14 protein-coding genes are annotated in these 19,304 nt (G+C 31.5%); 5 read left to right on the top strand and 9 right to left on the bottom strand.

The window, feature by feature from the left end; translation table 11 throughout:
• Positions 1-121: 121 nt before the first annotated feature.
• Entirely contained in the window at positions 122-691 is a 570-nt protein-coding gene (locus tag H526_RS0104720; RefSeq protein WP_027391928.1) for a hypothetical protein, read from the top strand.
• Positions 692-696: 5 nt separating this feature from the next.
• On the opposite strand, the gene H526_RS0104715 is transcribed toward H526_RS0104720, so the two are convergent.
• Positions 697-1,971 (bottom strand): M18 family aminopeptidase, encoded by a 1,275-nt coding sequence (locus tag H526_RS0104715; RefSeq protein WP_035084500.1) that lies wholly within the window; start codon positions 1,969-1,971, stop codon positions 697-699.
• Between the two features lie 136 nt (positions 1,972-2,107).
• Entirely contained in the window at positions 2,108-2,518 is a 411-nt protein-coding gene (locus tag H526_RS0104710) for an Lrp/AsnC family transcriptional regulator (protein ID WP_027391926.1), read from the bottom strand.
• 118 nt (positions 2,519-2,636) lie between these two features.
• Between H526_RS0104710 and H526_RS0104705 the strand changes: the two genes are divergently transcribed.
• From H526_RS0104705 to H526_RS28330, 4 genes are all read left to right on the top strand, one after another.
• Complete coding sequence (locus H526_RS0104705; RefSeq protein WP_027391925.1) at positions 2,637-3,566, top strand: 2-hydroxyacid dehydrogenase; 930 nt, start codon at positions 2,637-2,639, stop codon at positions 3,564-3,566.
• Between the two features lie 4 nt (positions 3,567-3,570).
• On the top strand, positions 3,571-3,984 hold the full coding sequence (locus H526_RS0104700) for a VOC family protein (RefSeq protein WP_027391924.1): 414 nt from the start codon (positions 3,571-3,573) through the stop codon (positions 3,982-3,984).
• A gap of 94 nt (positions 3,985-4,078) precedes the next feature.
• Positions 4,079-4,573, top strand: coding sequence for a MepB family protein (locus H526_RS0104695; protein ID WP_027391923.1), 495 nt, complete (start codon positions 4,079-4,081; stop codon positions 4,571-4,573).
• Between the two features lie 441 nt (positions 4,574-5,014).
• The gene (locus H526_RS28330; protein ID WP_051335981.1) at positions 5,015-6,232 is read left to right on the top strand and encodes a S8 family serine peptidase; all 1,218 of its coding nucleotides are present in this window, start codon (positions 5,015-5,017) and stop codon (positions 6,230-6,232) included.
• 154 nt (positions 6,233-6,386) lie between these two features.
• Here H526_RS28330 and H526_RS0104685 read toward each other — a convergent pair whose 3' ends face one another.
• The 7 genes from H526_RS0104685 to H526_RS0104655 form a co-directional block, all read right to left on the bottom strand.
• A complete protein-coding gene (locus H526_RS0104685; protein ID WP_027391922.1) occupies positions 6,387-7,808 on the bottom strand; it encodes a TolC family protein in 1,422 nt (473 codons plus the stop codon).
• 11 nt (positions 7,809-7,819) lie between these two features.
• Positions 7,820-8,488 carry an ABC transporter ATP-binding protein gene (locus H526_RS0104680; protein ID WP_027391921.1) on the bottom strand — a complete coding sequence of 223 codons (669 nt, stop codon included), beginning with the start codon at positions 8,486-8,488 and terminating at the stop codon, positions 7,820-7,822.
• 181 nt (positions 8,489-8,669) lie between these two features.
• Positions 8,670-9,413: a GIN domain-containing protein gene (locus H526_RS0104675; protein ID WP_027391920.1), complete on the bottom strand. Its 744-nt coding sequence runs from the start codon at positions 9,411-9,413 to the stop codon at positions 8,670-8,672.
• Between the two features lie 52 nt (positions 9,414-9,465).
• Complete coding sequence (locus H526_RS0104670) at positions 9,466-11,898, bottom strand: ABC transporter permease (protein ID WP_027391919.1); 2,433 nt, start codon at positions 11,896-11,898, stop codon at positions 9,466-9,468.
• Between the two features lie 163 nt (positions 11,899-12,061).
• Positions 12,062-14,440, bottom strand: a complete 2,379-nt coding sequence (locus H526_RS0104665) for an ABC transporter permease (protein WP_027391918.1) — start codon at positions 14,438-14,440, stop codon at positions 12,062-12,064.
• 14 nt (positions 14,441-14,454) lie between these two features.
• Positions 14,455-16,809, bottom strand: coding sequence for an ABC transporter permease (locus H526_RS0104660; RefSeq protein WP_027391917.1), 2,355 nt, complete (start codon positions 16,807-16,809; stop codon positions 14,455-14,457).
• Positions 16,810-16,854: 45 nt separating this feature from the next.
• Positions 16,855-19,281 carry an ABC transporter permease gene (locus H526_RS0104655; protein ID WP_027391916.1) on the bottom strand — a complete coding sequence of 809 codons (2,427 nt, stop codon included), beginning with the start codon at positions 19,279-19,281 and terminating at the stop codon, positions 16,855-16,857.
• Between the last annotated feature and the right edge of the window lie 23 nt (positions 19,282-19,304).

Here is a 19,304-nt window from a genome sequence, read left to right as displayed (position 1 = left end):
GAAATCTAATATGATAGTAATTGTGTACATTTTGTTTATTTTTATATGGATATTATAGTTTGAAGAACCTATAATGTTCAAGGAAAATTGTTTTTCCACAGAAAAAAATAGATAACAATTCATGAAGCTCTTAAAATTATCTTTTATCATAATGATTATAAGTTTTCTTACGGCCTGTAATCTTACCCTAAACCCTAATGGTCCACGCCCTAACAATCCTTTTTTTATAACTACGGAGCAGGTTACGGTTAAAGGGGTAACAATACCCGAAGGAACCAAGTTAGAGTATGAAAAACACTTCCTAAAAAAAGGAGAGCAAGGTTCAATATTAAATGAAAAATACCTTACAGGTTTTAGACTACCAGAGAACAAAACTATAAATTGGGGAGGTGTACCGATAAGTGCTATTCATAAGTTTTATAATAAAGATATGAGCGGTTATAGTGTGTATGCAAATTTTAAAGTAACGCCTGATAATGAAACTACATTTTACAAAAAATGGAAAGAAGAAGGTTGTGATCTTGGTATCACTGTAAAGAATAGAGATGATTGGTCTTTTAATAATTCTAATATATTAGATATAGAAGGTTGTAGCGTGTTATACCAGCGTTATGATAAGGATGATAAAAAACAACAAGATTTTCTTGATGCAATGTATAAAGCATTAATGGATGTAAGATCCCAAGACTAATATATCTAAGATGAGGTTTTGTAAAATTCAGTAAAAACATCAATAATATATTCATGATCTTGTGTTCCACACATTTCTCTAATACTATGCATTGACAACATTGGATTTCCAACATCAATTGTTGGTATTCCGATGTTAGAGGCAACCATAGGACCTATAGTAGAACCACAACCGATATCATTCCTACTGCAAAAATCCTGAAAAGGAACATTTGTTTTTTTACACCATTGTTTAAATTTAGCTATAGAAAATGCATCTGTGGCGTAACGCATATTGGCATTACTTTTAATTACTGGACCAGCACCAAGTAATGGTTTATGATTGGCATCGTGTTTTGTCGTGTAGTTTGGATGTACTGCATGAGCCATATCTGCAGAAATAAAAAAGGAACGTGCTACAGCTTGAAAAAAAGTCTCTTCCTTGGAGGAAATAGAAGAGTGAATGCGTTTTAATGTAGTTTCTAAAAAATTAGAATTTGCTCCATTTTGCGATTCAGAACCAATTTCTTCATGCTGAAAATAAACGGCCATTTGAACTTCGTTATCCGCAATGGTAGATTTTTTTAAACCTTCAAAAGAGGCATGGACACTTGCTAAATTATCCAATCTAGAAGCGTAAATAAATTCATCATGAATACCTCCAAAACTGGATTTTTCGGCATCAAATAAAAATAAATCCCAACTCAGAATGGTTCCAGATACTCCTGTTTCTTCCTTTAACCAATTTTCAAAATTGATGTCATTAGATAGTCCAATAACGGGGAACATATGTTCCTGCGGATTCGGAGTAAATCCTTTTTTATTAACTTCTCGATCTAAATGAATAGCCAAACGAGGAATTCGTATTTTTTTTTCTACCGTAATAAGTTTTTGCTCTAATACACCTGTTTCATTTTCTATAATTAATCTGCCGCCAAAATAAAGATCTCTATCAAACCAACTACTTAATAAAACACCTCCATAGATTTCAATATTTAGTAATTGATATCCTTCTTTTGTAGAAATGGGATTGTTCTTTATTTTTAGACAAGGAGAATCCGTATGTGCACCAATGATTTTAAAAGAATAATCATTAGACCATTTTTTAGGAGTTCTAAATACTATAATTGAGCCATCAGCTCTAGTTACAAAATACTTTTCTTCTTTCTTTAAATCCCAAATGTCCTGTTCAAATAATTCTAGATAGCTCCGAGAAATCAATTCTTTTTTTAAGTTAGAAACTACGTGAAAAGAGGTAGAACCGGAATCTATGAAATTTAAAAGACTTTGGGAGTAAGACATTAAAAGTATTTTTTAGTTGCTCTAAATATAGTTAAAGCAAGATTTTTAATCAAAAGCAAATGTAATTAAACAATCTATAGAAAAACAGACCACAGTAATATTATACTCATTATCGAAGAGAATATAAAATATAAGATTAAACTTTTGATAAAATAAGAAACGTATTAGTATCCCCATGAATCATTAGTTTATCCAATAACTCTTGTAAAGAAGTTTGATTTTTCACTACAACTTTTAGATGTATATTTTGGTTTCCTGTAATGCGATGTGCTTCTTTAACTTCGGGGAAGTTTTTAATTACTTTAAGAATATGAGCTAATTGTCCAGGAAAAACTTTAAGCAATATGAAAGCTTCTAAATCGTATCCTAATTTATTATTATCAATTTGAATACTATACTTCTGAATCACACCTAAATCTTCCATCTTTTGAACTCTTTCTCTAACGGATGAAGGAGATAAATTGATAGTTCTCCCTAAATCAGCAAATGATAGTCGTGAATTATTTTTTAAAATGTCTAACAACTGCTTATCTATAGTATCTATCATAGAATCGATGATTTTTTGTTTTTAAATTCATTTTTTCGATGGTAAATATAGTTATATTTCGACGATTCAACTTTTTGGTGTATAGGGTTTAGTATACCTTTGTGTAAAATTCTTGTTCATGAGTATTCTTATAATTTTTAATAATAAAGATCCAGAACCTTGGAAGAAGGTATTAAGCAAAAAAATAGTTACTACTAGTATTGAAATATATCCAAATGTAAAAGATGTAGCTGCTGTAGATTTTGTTATTTGCTGGAAACCAGAAAAAGATATTCTGAAGAAGTTCCCAAACATAAAAGTCATCCAATCTGTGGGTGCCTCTATAGATCATATTACTAATTCGCAAACAATTGCAGAAAACATTATTATTACAAGAATGGTGGATATGAAATTGTCTATTGATATGTGGGAGTTTTTGCTAACTGTTGTACTAATGCAATTAAAGAATACCAAAAGATATGTACAACAACAAGAAAAGAGAATTTGGGATCAAAAAGAATATAAGTCTATTGAAAACACGACCATTACAATTTTGGGTTTAGGTAGTATTGGGGGATATGTAGCTAAGAAATTCGCTGATTTAGGATTTACCGTAAAGGGATGGAGTAATTCGAAAAAAGAAATTTCTGGAGTGAAAAGTTTCAATGGAGTTGATGCATTTGATTCTTGTTTAAGTCAATCTGATGTTTTGATTAATCTATTGCCTTTAACTGATGAAACTAGAGATATTATAAACAGAAATACATTAAGGAGACTTGCTACTGATGCAATTTTTATTAACGTAGGAAGAGGTGAACATTTGGTAGAAGAAGATTTAATAGAATTACTTGATACGAATAAACTTGCCGGTGCTTTTCTTGATGTTTTTAGAACAGAACCATTACCAAAAGAGCATCCTTTTTGGAAGCATCCAAAAATTCAAATAACACCACACGTGGCAAGTTTAACTAATGTAGAAAGTGCGGCAAATAAAATTGTAGAAAATTATAAGCGATTTTTAGATGATAGAGAACTATTAAATAGGGTTTCGTTACATAAAGGGTATTAGTAAAATGGATACAAAATTTCATATAGCATTTAAGGTAAAGGATATAGAAAGTACTATTTCATTTTATCATATCATACTTGGCTGCAAATTAGGAAGACAAACAGAACATTGGGTGGATTTTGATTTTTTTGGACATCAACTTTCTGCTCATGTATCGGATGCAATACCAGAATTAGATTATTGCGGAAGAGTGGAGAACCTTAAAGTTCCGATTCCGCATTTTGGTTGTATTGTAGATGAAAAGGTATTTCGAGATATACAAGATAGATTAGAAGATCATAAAGTAGATTTTATTTTTAAACCTCAAAAAAGGTATCAAAATGAAAAAGGGGAACAACAAACGATGTTTATTTTAGATTTTAGTAAAAATGCTATTGAGTTTAAAACGTTTAAGAATGATCATAATATTTTTAAATAAGGATCATCTATATGAGCTTAATACAAACTGAAATGGGACATGGTATATATTATTAATTACCCTATGAATTGAAAAAACAAACAGAGTTAAACGCATGGATGATAATCTTAGTCAGATAAAAAAGAAAGTGTATGATAGATGTTCTTTAAAAATTTTAGATTATGTAAAAGAATCAGAAAGTCAAGAATATTCTGCTTGCAGATTTAAGCTTAATGGACAAAATGTTCTAAGTAGAACTGCTAAAGTTACACCAAAAAAAGTGGGGCAATTCGTAACTTTTTGGAAACGAAAAGAGAATGGACCTATCGAACCATATGATAAATCTGATCAAATAGACTTCTATATAGTTAATGTAAGTAAAAAGAATAAGTTGGGGCAATTTGTATTTCCAAAATCTTTATTGATTAAAAAGGGGATTATATCAACAGAAATAAAAGAAGGAAAAAGAGCATTTAGAGTATACCCTAAATGGGACATCACGAAAAGTAAACAGGCGCAACAAACCCAAAAATGGCAACTTAATTATTTTTATGAAATTAATGATAAAATTGACTTTGAAAGCGTTTTAAAATTATATACAAGTCAATAATTAGTTTTAAGGTATAATTTGGAGTTTTTTAGGTTGAATTATGAAAATTGAATGATTTATTGGGAGTTTTTTTATTTAAATTCTTTAGAATTAGTCTTAATAAATTTTATTTTTTCGCCAAATTACAGTTAATTAAGTGTTAAACTCACTTATTTTTGATTTTTTTAAGGGGTAAATTCCCTGTTATTTTTTCCTTTTTCTGAAATTCTTGGTTTTTGATTCAACCTGTTGATTTTCAATAATGCAACTATGTTGCTTTATTAGTAATGTAGACTTTTTTTGTAGTATTCATGGGCAGTGAGTAGAGTGTTGCCCTTTGGTTGTTGTGTGTTTCCCGTATTCCGTTGTTGTTAATAATCTATAATTTTGTTAGTCTAATTTTATTAGAACTCAACATTTAATTTAAAACTAAAATTAAAACTTAACGCAAAATTAAAAATTATGAAAACTAGACTTAGAATTTTAAGCACAGTAACAGTATTTTCTTTTCTTTTTTACAGTTGTGAAAAAGGTGGAGAAGGAATTACAGATTTAGAATCAGAAATTGAAAATGTAGATGCTATAGGAGCTGATCAAGCGATACCGGGAGAGTATATAGTAGTTTATACAGAAGATCAGTCTATTTCTGGAAAAAGCGCAGAAATGAAAACAAAATCGGCGCAAACATTATCTAAATATGCAATAGCAGAAGATAATATAAAGCAAACGTATAGTTCTGCTATTCAAGGATTTGCGGTTAAAAACTTATCCGAGAAGCAAGCTGATTTGCTTAGGAACGATCCTGAAGTAGCTTATTTAGAGCCTAACTATATCCAAAAGTTGGATGTTAAAATAGGAAAACCTGTAAGTACACTACCAGCAACAGTACAAAATAAAGCGGTGACTAATGACTCACAGTTATCTAATGGAGAATTTCTTCCTTGGGGAATAAATCGAGTAGGTAGAGCTAACGGTGCAGGAAGAACTTGCTGGATAGTAGATAGTGGTATTGCACCACATAGTGACTTAAACATAGACACTGGCAGAAGTAGAAGTTTTGTTGGTGGATCTTGGCAAGATCAAAATGGACACGGAACTCATGTAGCAGGAACCGTTGCTGCAAGAAATAATGGTTCTGGAGTTATTGGCGTAGCTTATGGAGCAACTGTAGTTTCTGTTAGAGTTTTAAATGCCGCAGGGAGTGGTGCTACAGATGGAATTCTTGCAGGAATAGACTATGTAGCTAACAATGCTGGTAATGGAGATACTTGGAACTATAGCGTAGGTTTCCGTAATCGATTTACATCTCAGGCAATAGACGACACGTTTAGAAATTTAGAAAATACAACTTATGGAGCTATGGCAGCGGGTAACAGTAACGATGATACTCAATTTTATTCACCACAAAGGTTAATAACTAGCCGATCTTGGTGTGTTGGAAATATGACTAATGTAGATGCTCCTGCCTCTGGTTCAAATTTTGGTAGTAGTGTCGATCGTTGGGCTCCAGGTACAGCAGTTTGGTCTACTTGGTTAAATGGTCAGTTTAATAATATTTCAGGTACCTCTATGGCGTCACCACACGTAGCAGGAATATTATTATTAAGAGGTAACAGTACAGGAACAGATGGGTCCGTAAGTAAAGGAGGATATACAGCTCCTATTGCTACCTTAAATTAAAAATAGATAAATAGTTTTGAATTAGTTAGAGGCTGAGTAATTTCAGCCTCTTTTTTGTTTTTTTGAGAGAAATTATAAGAACATAAGATGTTTTTCTGTTCTAACGTGTAGAACTAAATATTCAATCTTCTGGTGAGATGATATAGTTTTATCTTTATAAAGTATTACCTCTATAAAACTCTAAAATTTTAACCCGAAGTAAGTATTCATATTTAGCATTGGTGAGGTTGGTTCTTGCATTATCCAAATTATTTTTGCTTGTTATATAAGCAATAAAATTTGACACTCCATTATTAAATCTAATTTCATTTACCCGATAAGATTCTTCAAAAGCTGTTACTTGATTTTGTAGACTTTCATATCTATTAAATGCAGCCTGCATATCAAAATGGACTTGGGCAATTGCATTTTTTACTTCTAATGAAGTTCGTTCTAGTTCTATAAGAGATTCCTCGGCTTTAATTTTTTCTAATGCTACATTGTTTTTTGCTCTAAAACTATTAAAAAGAGGAATATCAACCGCGATACCAACAACTGTATTTAAATTATTGTCAAATTGATCCAAATACTCAATTTTATCTCCTCTAAACTGGGATTGTTCAGTGAAAACCGAAATTTCTTCATTGTTAACGGTAACAAAATCTCCTGTTTCTACAATACTCGATCCAATTTCAGTAAATGTTTCTGCAACACTAGAATAGTTGGTGTTTAACTGTCCAAAAAATGAAATTTCTGGGATGTATTGAGCTCTAGCAACTTTTATTCCTTTTGCTGCTGCTTTTGCTCTTAATTCTTTAGCTTTAAAAGTGGCTAAATTTTTCATTGCATCATTAAAAACATCTTCAGACGAAAGTTCGTATTTTTCAAAATCTAATAAAATAGATGTTTTGTCAGTATCAATATTTTCACGGATATTCATCAATCTAGTAAGACTTAATTTTGCACTGTTTAGATCACTTTCTGCCGCTAGTATATTAGTTTCATCAATAGTTTTTTGACCTTTTATGTCGGCATAATCAGCAGGATTCCCAGATTCTTCACTATATAAATCTTCTTGTTGTTTTAATTGTTTATTAGTGGCTACTAATCTTGCTTTGGCTAATGCTAATATATCTGTTCTGTTTAGTACCTGTAGATATGCTAAAGTAACATTAAGAATTAATGTTTGTTTAGCTTCTTCTATTTCCATTTCAAAAGCTTGCCTATTCAATCTTTGTTGCTTAACTGTATTTAATAATCTAAAACCATTAAATATCGTAGCATCGAGATTTAATCGTGCATTAGAAAAAGTAAGTTCTTGATTTATAAAATCATTGGTAAATGGATCAATACTTCTTCCGTTATTTACACCTATATTATAATTCCCATTTAATGATGGTAGAATGTTTGCTGTGGCTTGTCTATGATTAATTTTGGCTGTACTAGCATTTAAAACAGAAGACTTTAGGTCCAGATTATTTTTTAGTGCTATATCTACACATTGGGCTAGGGAGTACCTTTCTGCGTCTTTTCTTTGTGTAAATCCTAGGAATTGTAAAAGAAAGACACTGATACATATAATTGATTTCAGTGACATGAGTTGTTAGGTTATTCAGAGACGATACGTCCGTCTAAAAGATTAATAATTCTTGATCCATAAGAAGCGTTTTTTTCAGAATGAGTGGCTTGTATTATTGTAACACCTTCTTTATTTAATTCAGAAAATAACTCCATAATCTCCGTACTCTGTTTAGAGTTTAAATTTCCGGTTGGTTCATCAGCTAAAATTAGTTTTGGCTTAGTAATTAATGCTCTTGCAATTCCTACCAATTGTTGCTGTCCACCACTTAATTGAGATGGAAACAAATCTTTTTTACCCACAATATTAAAACGATCTAACATATCAGCTACGAGTGCTTTTCTTTCTGAAGATTTTACGTTTTTATAGAGTAGGGGAGTTTCGATGTTTTCATAAACATTTAATTCATCAATGAGATGATACGCCTGAAAGACAAAGCCTATGTATTCCTTGTATAGTTTAGATCGTTGTTTTTCTTTCATGGTATGCACGGCTTCATCTAAAAAGGCGTAACTACCTTCTGTAAAATTGTCAAGCATGCCGATACAATTTAATAATGTAGATTTACCGGATCCGGATGGTCCCATTAATGAAATAAACTCGCCTTCTTGCACTTTTAGGTCGATAGCATCGAGTAATGCTATTTTTTTTCCACCTGAATTAATTATTCTTGATGTATTGTTAAGTTGTAAAATCATAGTTGTTTTTTGATGATGATTATCTATGTTGTTTTTCGTTGGTGTAAAAAATAATCAGTTTAATTTTTTAAGAGTCTTCTGAGAGATGCGTCTTGGTCGAATGGTATTAAATATTCTGGGGTTTTCTCGTCTCATACAGACATAATTTTCTGAAATTGAATTCATTTTTGTAATCATAATATTACTGAATTTCTGATATTTCTACGTCTCCAATATTTAAACCTTTTTGAATGCTCGCATCACCTTTGTAGTACAATTTCGCTTCTCCAAAAGCTGTAAGTTTAATACGATCAGATGCTTGAATTTTAAATTCGGCCTCTCCAAAGGCTTTTAGCTTAGTATTTTTATTGTCTACGGCAAGTAGATCCGAAGTGCTTTCTCCAAAAGCTGTTATTTTCTGATTTTCGATAGATCCGTTTTTGATAGCTAATGTGCTGGCTCCATACATATCAACATCAAAGTATTCAAAATTTACATCGTTTAAAATTATTTGTGATTCCCCATAAACCTTTAATCGAAATGTTTCTGCGGTGATCTTACTTTTACAAACTGTAGCTTGTTCTCCTCTAATAGAAAGATCAGTAAGTTGTCTATAGTTTATGGTTACGGTAAGTACTTTGCCTTTATAAATAGGTACTTTTCTTTTGGTGCCATTAATCATTACTGTTTTATTTTTTGTAGTCTCTTTAGCATCATCTAGATAGACACGAAGTACATTTCCATTTACTTCGATATTTATTTTGTCTTCTGGTTCGGTACTCTTTTCTATGATTACAGATTCTTGATTGTTTTCCACAAAAGTTGCCTCTATATGTGGGCTGATGATTACTTTGTTAAAAGTAGTAACAGTTTTCTTTGTTTGTCCAAAAATTAATTGTGCAATAGATAACGCAATTAAAGCCAAAAAATATTTTAAATGTTTCATGATGAATGAGTTTTTATGTTCGTTTATATGATTGAATTGATGATATTAATTTTTATTCTGTTTTTAAACTTTTAATTGGGTTTGCGATAGCTGCTTTGATAGTCTGAAAACTTAGTGTGATGATTGCAACTAGCAGAGTGATAATACCTGTGAGTGCAAAAACCCACCAATTTAGTTGAATTCTGAAAGCAAAATCTCGTAACCAACTGCTCATAAACCACCACGCAATAGGTGTCGCGATACAAAAGGCAAATACAATTAGTTTTATAAAATCTCTAGATAGTATTTTTACGATAATTGCCGTAGAAGCTCCGAGAACTTTACGTATTCCGATTTCTTTGGTACGTTGTTCTGCGATATAAGTGGCTAATCCAAATAATCCTAAAGCAGCGATAATAACAGCAAGTACGGTAAAAATCAAAGCGATTGTACCAATTCTTTTTTCTTGCTGATACATATCAAGGAAGGAATCATCTAAAAAACTATAGGTAAATGCTAGTTCGGAAGAGGTAGTCTCATATTTATTACGAATTTTGCTAATAAAACTTTCTACATCACTTGTATTAAATCGATATGCGGTTCTCCAATTATTATCACCTAATCTAAGACTTAAAGGTCCTACATCATGACGTAAAGATTCGAAATTGAAGTTTTTTACTACTCCGATGATCGTATAAATTATTTTTTCTTTTGTATCTGTGGTTTTATATAGTTTCTTACCAATTGGATCTTTAAAACCTGTTAACGCTACTGCTTTTTCATTTAGAATGATAGCGGTAGAATCGGTTCCAAAAGAACGAGAGAAATTTCTACCAGCGATAAGCTCCATTCCCATAGTTTTTATATAATCATAATCCGTTCTCCAATATTGCATATTAAAACCGTTTTCTGTAGTAGCAACTATTTCTGTGCTAAAAGTGGTATCAGATCTTGCAGATTTCGAAACTGGAATATATCCTGCAAAAGAAGCTGATTTTACTTCAGGAAATTGTTCTATCTCTGATTTTAATGATTTCCGGGTTTCATCGGATAAATTAGCATTATCTACAATTAATACTTGATCTTTGTTAAATCCCACATCGGTAGTTTGGATATGTTTTAGTTGTTGATAAACCACAATGGTTCCAATAATGAGCACGATCGAGGTGGTAAATTGAAAAATGACTAAGAAATTTCTTAAGTTGTTTTTGTTTCCCCCTTTAGATAGATTTCCTTTCAATACGGTTATTGGTTGGAATTTAGAAAGGAAAAATGCTGGATAAATACCTGCTAAAGGTCCAACAATAAAAGGCAGTAGAATTAAGAAAACCAGAAATTGTGGTTGTAGTAATGCTTTTATTGAGATTTCCTTGCCGGAGATGTTATTAAACCAATCCAAAGAAAGAAATACAAATATAATGGCAATACTATGTGCTAATACTACAATAAGTGTAGACTCGCTTAAGAATTGTAAGACTAATGATTTTTTCTCTGTTCCTAATACTTTACGAATCCCAACTTCTTTTGCTCTACCCGATGATCTGGCTGTTGTAAGATTCATAAAATTAGTGCAAGCAATAAGAAGAATAAATAAAGCAACAGCAGAAAAAATGTATACATACTTTATAGAGCCATTAGCACTAAGTTCTATACTACGAGAGGAATGTAAATGAATATCTTTAAGAGGAATTAGGGAATATTCAATTTTGTTACCAGCGGCTTCAATATCTTCTATGGTTTTAACTTCCATGTATTGAGATACTTGTGGTAATAAATATTTTGCTACAATTTCCCTAAAATGGGTATTGAACTCTTTATAATTTGTACCTTCTTTTAGTACAACATATGTATGGAAATTATGACTTAGATAATTTCCGAAACCATAATCAACGTTCTCCATAGAGAATAAAAAATCTAACCGGAAATGAGAGTTTTTTGGCATATCTTCTATAACAGCCATAACTTTATATAAGGTCTTACCATTACTGTTGGTTTCTAAAGTTTCACCAATGGCATTATCAACATTCCCAAAGTATTTGATAGCTGCTTTTTCTGACAATACGACTGTATTTGGCGCTTGTAATGCTGTTTTAGGATTTCCTTTTAAGGTGGGAAATGTAAATACATTAAAAAAAGTAGAATCTACATAAGCAACTGAAAACTCTTCTATAAGTTCCGTTCCTTTTCTGATTAATCTAGATCCTTCAGAAGCATATATTCTAGTGTACTCTTCTACTTCAGGATAATCTTTTTTCAAAGTAGCTCCCATAGGATCAGAACTCACCGCCATATTCATTTGGGTACCGCCAAAGAGTATATCAGAATTGATTCTATAAATTTGATCTGCTTTTTCGTGAAATCGATCATAACTTATTTCATCCGTTACAAATAAAGCAATAAGAATAAAGCAACATATTCCTAATGAAAGTCCAGCTGTATTGATAAAAGTAATCCCTTTGTTTTTTATGAGATTTCTCCATGCTATTTTAAGATAGTTTCTGATCACGACGTTGATTTTATTTTTTGATTGTTGAATTTGATATCTATATAGTGAAGATGATGCCAAAATCTTAAAAACCTGAAAAACAGAAGTTTGAGTTTGTTTTTGAAATTAAATGTGTTCGGTTTTGATACACTTTTTGTTCAAAAACGAACACTCTAAAACTTATTTATTCAGATCTTAAAGATGTAATAGGATTGACTAGAGCGGTTCTTATTGCTTGAATGCTTATTGTTATTATAGCAATTAAGATTGCTGCTAAACTAGCGATAATAAAAATCCACCAGTTTATTTGTACCTGATATGCAAAATCCTGTAACCATTGATTCATTAATAACCAACCAATTGGAACTGCAATAATGATAGCAATCAAAACGAGTTTTAAAAAATCTTTAGATAATAATTTTACAATTCCCAGAACACTTGCTCCTAGAATTTTTCTTACACTTATTTCTTTTTTTCTTTGTTCAGCATTAAAAATTACTAATCCTAGAAGCCCTAGAGAAGAGATTAATACTACAAATAGGGTAAATATTTTTGATAAGGTTGCAATTTTATGTTCTGCTTCATAAAGTTGCTGATAATCAGCATCTAAAAATGAAAAATCGAAAGGATATCCGGGTTGAAAAGTGTTATGGATGGATTCGATTTGATCTAAGACAGTAGTTGTCTGGGACCCACTTAATTTTAGTACAATATCAGTACCAAATTTTCTAAACCTTAAAATAAGAGGTTCTAATTTTTTGTGTAAAGAACCATATTGAAAATCCTCTACGACACCTATTATTTCCACTTTTTTATTTCCTTGATCTATTAAAGTGCCCACAGGGTTTTGTAACCCCATAAGTTTTGCAGCAGAAGCATTTATAATGATTTTGGTGTAATCATCCTGAAATTTTTTAGAAAATCTTCGCCCTTTTATAAGTGGAATACCCATTACTTCTGTAAACTTATATCCAACTCTAGGGGATTGAAACATAATATTTTTATCAGAAGGAAGATTGCCCCAATAAAATCCACTTTGACTATCATTGGCTTCTAGGATACTTCCATTTATAAAGGAAACAGAAGTAACCTCTGATATGTTTTGTAATTCATTGATAAAAGTGTCTAGTTTAGTATCATCTCCATTATAAGAAAAAGTAAGAATATGATCACGTTCGTATCCTAAGTTTTTATTCATTACAAAGTTGATCTGATTATTCACTATAAACACTCCAATAATGAAAACAATTGCCAATGTAAACTGAAAAATTACAAGACCTTTGCGAATCCATGCATCTCCAAAAGATTTTTTTAATTTTCCTTTTAATATATAAATAGGTTTAAAACTAGATAAATAAAATGCAGGATAACTACCTGCTAAAAACCCTGTGATTATTAATAATACAATAAGTGAGATTATAATATTTAGATTAATAGTTAGTTCGATATGTTTGGCTGTAATAGTATTAAAATATGGTAATACTAAAATAACAATGACAATGGCTACCAGTAAAGAAATTAATGACAGGACAAAAGACTCTCCAATAAATTGAGCTATCAATATTTTTTTACGACCACCGAGAACTTTTTTAATACCAATTTCTTTTAACCTTTTGCTCGCTTGAGCTGTTGATAAATTCATAAAATTTATACAGGCAATAAGCAAAATAAGAAATGCTATCATTCCGAATAATCTAATATAAACTACACGACCCCCAACTTGTATTCCATTTTGGTAAGGTTGTTTTAAATACCTTTCCGAAAATTGTTGAACAAAGAGTGTGAACATTTCTCTATTATCAACTTTAGTAGATAGATGTTTTGCAATTTTTTTGTTGAAATTATTGATATCTGTTCCTTCTTGTAGGATTAGGAAAATTTTGGCATAACCACTTTTCCAATCGGTGACCCAGCGTGAAGTTTCTTTAAGTAAATCAGAATGTACAACTGAATCAAATTGAAGTGTAGAATTATCTGGAACATTTTTAAACACTCCAGAGACCTGAACAGTAACTTTTTTTGAACCGTCACTCCATTTATAATCCCAATCTAGTATTTTTCCAATAGCATTTTCGGGAGTTTTGAATAATTTTGTTGCCAATTCTTCTGATAATACTACGTTTTTTTTGTTTGATAAAACGGTAGTTTTTTCTCCTATTAAAAGATCAAAAGAAAAGTTTTCGAAAAAATTTGAACTTGCAAAAATACCTTGCCCTAGTTGTTCTTTTTCTTGATTAGAAAATATACCTTTTGGTGTTATGAAATCTGCATTAATTACAGTAGAAGATACTACTTCGGGAAATTCTTTTGCCAAGGATTCTCCTAACAAAAAAGAATTGTTATCCATAGTGATGATCTTATTTTCTACCTCGAAATTAGCTATGACCTGGTATAGGTCCTCTTTATTTTTATGAAAAGTGTCAACACTTTTCTCATCACGTATCCAAAGAAGAATTAATAAAACGCAGGCTAATCCAGTAGATAACCCTGTAATATTGATTATAAAATTAACTTTGTTATTTTTTAGATTTCTAATAGCGATTAAAAAAATATGTCTAATCATAACGTACGTTTTTATTACTCAGTTTTTAAACTACTCACAGGATTTGCTATCGCGGCTTTAAATGCTTGAAAACTTACGGTAGCTAATGCAATTATAATAGCAACAAATCCAGCAATAATAAAGACTACCCAGTTAATTTCTATTCGATAGGCATATTCCTGTAACCAATTACTCATTACTAACCAAGCTAATGGTGTAGCTAATACAATAGCGATACATACCAGTTTCAAAAAATCTTTAGATAATAGTTTTACAATTCCTGTTACACTGGCTCCTAAGACTTTTCGAACACCAATTTCTTTACTACGTTGTTCTGCAGTATAAGCAGCTAGACCGAAAAGACCCAGACAAGAAATAAGTATTGCGAGTAATGCAAATATTTGAGATAATTTACCAACTAGCTGTTCACTTTTAAATATTGCGTCAAACGCCTCATCTACGAAAGTATATTCAAAAGGGAATGCAGGGTTGTTGTTTTTCATAATTTTCTCGATAGAAGCTAAGGTATCTTCCATAGCTACACCTGATTTAGTCTTTATATAGAAGTATCTGGCATAGTTATGATTATTAAAAAATATAACAGGATCACTAGAAGCATACATATCTCCATATTGATAATCCTTAGTAACACCTATTATCTGTAAAACATCATCACCGGCAGTGATTGTTTTTCCGATAGGAGAATTTTCTCCCATAAGTTTAGCAAGAGATTGAGTAATTATGATGTTAGTACTATCCAAGCTCTGATTTTTCTTAAAACCTCTTCCTTCTATAAGCTCTATACCAGTTGTGTTAAAAAAGTCAGAATTGACATGCCTATATGATATTAAAACATCTTCTGTATCGGTTCCTCCTTGCCATTGTAAGCCAGAACCATTATTTCCTGCGGATAAAATTTGAGAATTACTTAATGCCACACCGCTTACAACTCCTGTGTTTTTTAGGTCTTGTTCTATCACTGTAAACTTTTCAATTATATTGCCATTAGCACGCATTCTAATTAGTTGATCTTTATTATATCCTAAGTCTCTATTTTTTACGTGCTGAATTTGTTGGTAAACTAGTATAGTACAAATAATGAAGACGATTGAAATTGTAAACTGCCCCACCACAAGTCCTTTTCTAATAAAGGAAGCAGAACCACTAGTAGCTTTTATTCCTTTTAAGACCTCTACAGGCTTAAAGGATGATAGATAGAATGCTGGATATATACCAGCAAATAATCCACTAATAATAGTTGTGATAAATAAAATAGCGATATGTAATGGATTGGATAAACCTAATACCAGATCTTTTTCTATTAAAATATTAAATTGTGGTAATATCAGTAATAAAAGAAAAATACTTAGAATAGATGCTAAAAAAGACATCATAAGTGCTTCTATTACAAACTGAATCATTAATTTTAGACGACTAGATCCGATAGCTTTTCTTACTCCAACTTCATTAGCTCTTTTTTCACTTCTAGCTGTAGATAGATTCATAAAGTTAATGCAAGCTATTAACATGATGATTAAAGCTATTATAGAAAAGAGACGAACATACTTAATTCTTCCTCCGACTTTTTCTCCTCCTTCGAATTTAGATTCTAAATGCCAATGTTTTAAAGCGTGCAAAAAGGCGTAGGTATCGGTGTTCGGATTTTTTGATGGTATAATTTCTCTAATTTTGTTATCTACTTCCGCAATATTAGCTTCAGGAGATAATTTTACAAAAGTGTCAGAAAAGTTACTGCCATACTCATTCATCCATTCGGCACCATCCTGATATCGTTCAAAAGGAGCAACCCAATCAAAAGGGAATGTAAAATTTGTAGGAGGGTTTTCTATAACACCTGTTATGACATAATTATCTCTGTTGTTTACTTTGATAGTTTTGCCTAATGCGTTCACATTTTTACCAAAAAGTTGCTCAGCTGTTTCTAAAGTAAGTACAATGGCCTCAGGATTATTAAAAGCATTCTCTCTAGTACCTTCAATAAATTTTAGACTAAAAATTTCTAAAAAATCTACATCAGCGTATCTTCCTTGTCTATTGATAGCATTATCACCAACGGTAAAAAGACGTTCTTCAGAACTTGATCGAGTTGCTTTAATTACACCAGGAACTTCATCTTTCATAGCCTGTGCTAATGGCCCAGGTGTTGAATAAAAAGTTCGCCACTCTCCGTCATAGTTCTGATTGGTAGGAATATAATATATTTGATCCTGATCAGCGAAGGATTCATTAAAACTTAATTCATCTTCTACCCACAGAAAAATTAGACTAGCACACGTAATTCCAATGGCTAAACCAAAAATGTTTAAAAAACTATATCCTTTGTTTTTAAGTAAACTACGGAAAGCTATTTTTATATAATTAGTGATCATGATAGTTCGTTTTTTGACCTGCCAAAGGCAGAAAAATTGTTTTATTTATTCCGTTCTCAATGAATTTACAGGATTGGCGGTTGCTGCTTTAATAGCTTGTATACTAACCGTTAAAAAAGTAATAGTCATTGTTACAATACCTGCTATTAGGAAAACCCACCAGCTTATTGAAATTCTATATGTAAAATCTTGTAGCCAGTTTTCCATAAAATAGTAGGATAGAGGAGTAGCAATGGCTAATGCAATAAGTATTAGTAAGAAAAAATCTTTTGTTAACATTTTCATGACTGTACTGACACTTGCTCCCAAAACTTTTCGGATACCGATTTCCTTCTTTTTTTGTTCTGCCATAAACGAGATTAGACCAAATAATCCAAGACAACTTATTAGGATTGCTAGGGTAGTAAATACAATCGAAATATTTGCCAGTCTTTTTTCTTCTGCTATTAATTTTTCTGTTTCTTTATCAATGAAATTGTAAATAAAAGGTGTAGTTTTATTTACTTGTTTCCATACAGTTTCCATCTGATTAAGAATCATTTCGAAATCAGAAGTGTTCGTTTTTACAAGCAACCATTCTGAACTAATATCTAGAAAAAGCATAATTGGTTCTACTTCCTCTTTTAATGAAGCAAAATGAAAATCTTCTGTGATACCAACCACTTCTACAGTTTGTACATCACCACCTGTAGAAAATGAAAGGTTTGTACCTACCGCATTTTCTATTGAAATGTTAAATGCATCAATAGTGGCTTTATTTACTACTACACGACTACTATCCTGACTTTTTAGTCCTCTACCTGTTAATAATTCGGTATCTATTGTTTTTAAATAATCACTTTGAATACCATTTACTTTTACTAATAAAGGTTTCGTTGGATCGTTACCAGGTAAATAAGCACCTACATCTCCACGTAAAAATTGAGATGGATATATATTACATCCAGAAATGGATTTTATTCCAGGAATCTTACTCATATTTGTTTTTAAAGTATTGTATTGAGTAAAGGCTTCTTGTGTTCCTAAACGAACTGCAATTAAATTATCTTTATTAAAACCCATATCTTTATTTTGAGCATAACGAACTTGTTCCGTGATAATATATACCGTGGCGATTAGGCCAATTGAGATTACAAATTGAAAAACTACTAGGCCTTTTCTCAAAAAGGTTCCACCGACAGCAGCGGTGACGGCTCCTTTCAAAACACGAGTTGGCTTTATAGAAGATAATACAAGAGCTGGATATATCCCAGCGATAATGCCCGTTAGAATACCAATTACAAGAAGTATTGATAATACACGCCAGTCAAGAATTGCTAAGAAACTTATGTCTCCTTGGGTTAGTTGATTCACTAGAGGTAATAAAATACATGTTAATGGAATACTAACAACGGTAGCTAATAGGGATAATAGAATAGATTCTCCAAGAAATTGACCAATTAATGATTTTTTATCTGCACCGATAGTTTTGCGAACACCAATTTCTTTAGCACGTTTATTAGCTCTTGCAGTACTTAGATTGATAAAATTAACACAAGCTACTAATTGTATGAATAGTGCTAACGTAATTAATAAGTATAAGTAGCTAATATCGGATACCGGACCGATTTGCCTAGATATACCTTTGGAATGTAAATGGATATCACTCACTTTTTGTAAGATAAGTTCTTTCTTAAAATTAAAAGCAGCAAAGTCTTTTGCACCACGATTCTCTAAAAATTCAGGTAATTTGTTCTGAACTAAAGACGCATTTTCTGGATTATTTAACTTTACATAGGTATAGATAAAGTTTTGAGTAGCAAAGTTCTGAACGGTTCTAACAAACTGTCCTAATCCAGGAGTGTTTATGGTGACTAAATAATTAGGGTTTAGATGAGATTTTTCTAGATCGCTATCATCAAAAACACCAGTTACAGTTAGTGATAGTTGTTGTTCTCCACTACCAGAAATAATAGTTTTATTAAGCACAGGCACATCACCAAATAGTTTTTTGGCTAAGCTAGAAGATAATACTACAGTATTGGGAGCTACCAAAGCAGTATCTGGATTACCTTCGAGTAAATTGAAATTAAAAATGTTAAATATTGTGGGATCTGCAAGATACCCTCTAGGCTCGTAAAATCCTGCCGTACCATCACTTGTGCGAAGTAAATCTTCGGTGCCTTCACCCATATATACTAATCGAGTAGCTTCAATTACTTCTGGGAAATCTTCTTTCATAGCAAACCCAATAGGAGGACCGCTAGAAGCAGCATTAAATAGTTTTGCGTTAGGATCTTCAATAATGGTTCTTACCCGATATATTGCTTCTGCATCTTTATGATGATCATCATACCCTAATTGAGCAAATACATAAATTAAAATACTTAAACAGCAGACAGTCCCAACAGTTAATCCAAGTAAGTTGATTATTGTTTGTAATTTATTCTTTTGAAGACTCCTCAAAGCTATTTTAAAATAATTCCTTATCATGATTGTTCGTTTTTTGATTGATG

It is taken from the genome of Aquimarina latercula DSM 2041 (genome assembly GCF_000430645.1).
In the GTDB taxonomy this organism is placed as follows: domain Bacteria; phylum Bacteroidota; class Bacteroidia; order Flavobacteriales; family Flavobacteriaceae; genus Aquimarina; species Aquimarina latercula.
This window is presented reverse-complemented; position numbering and strand designations above follow the sequence as displayed.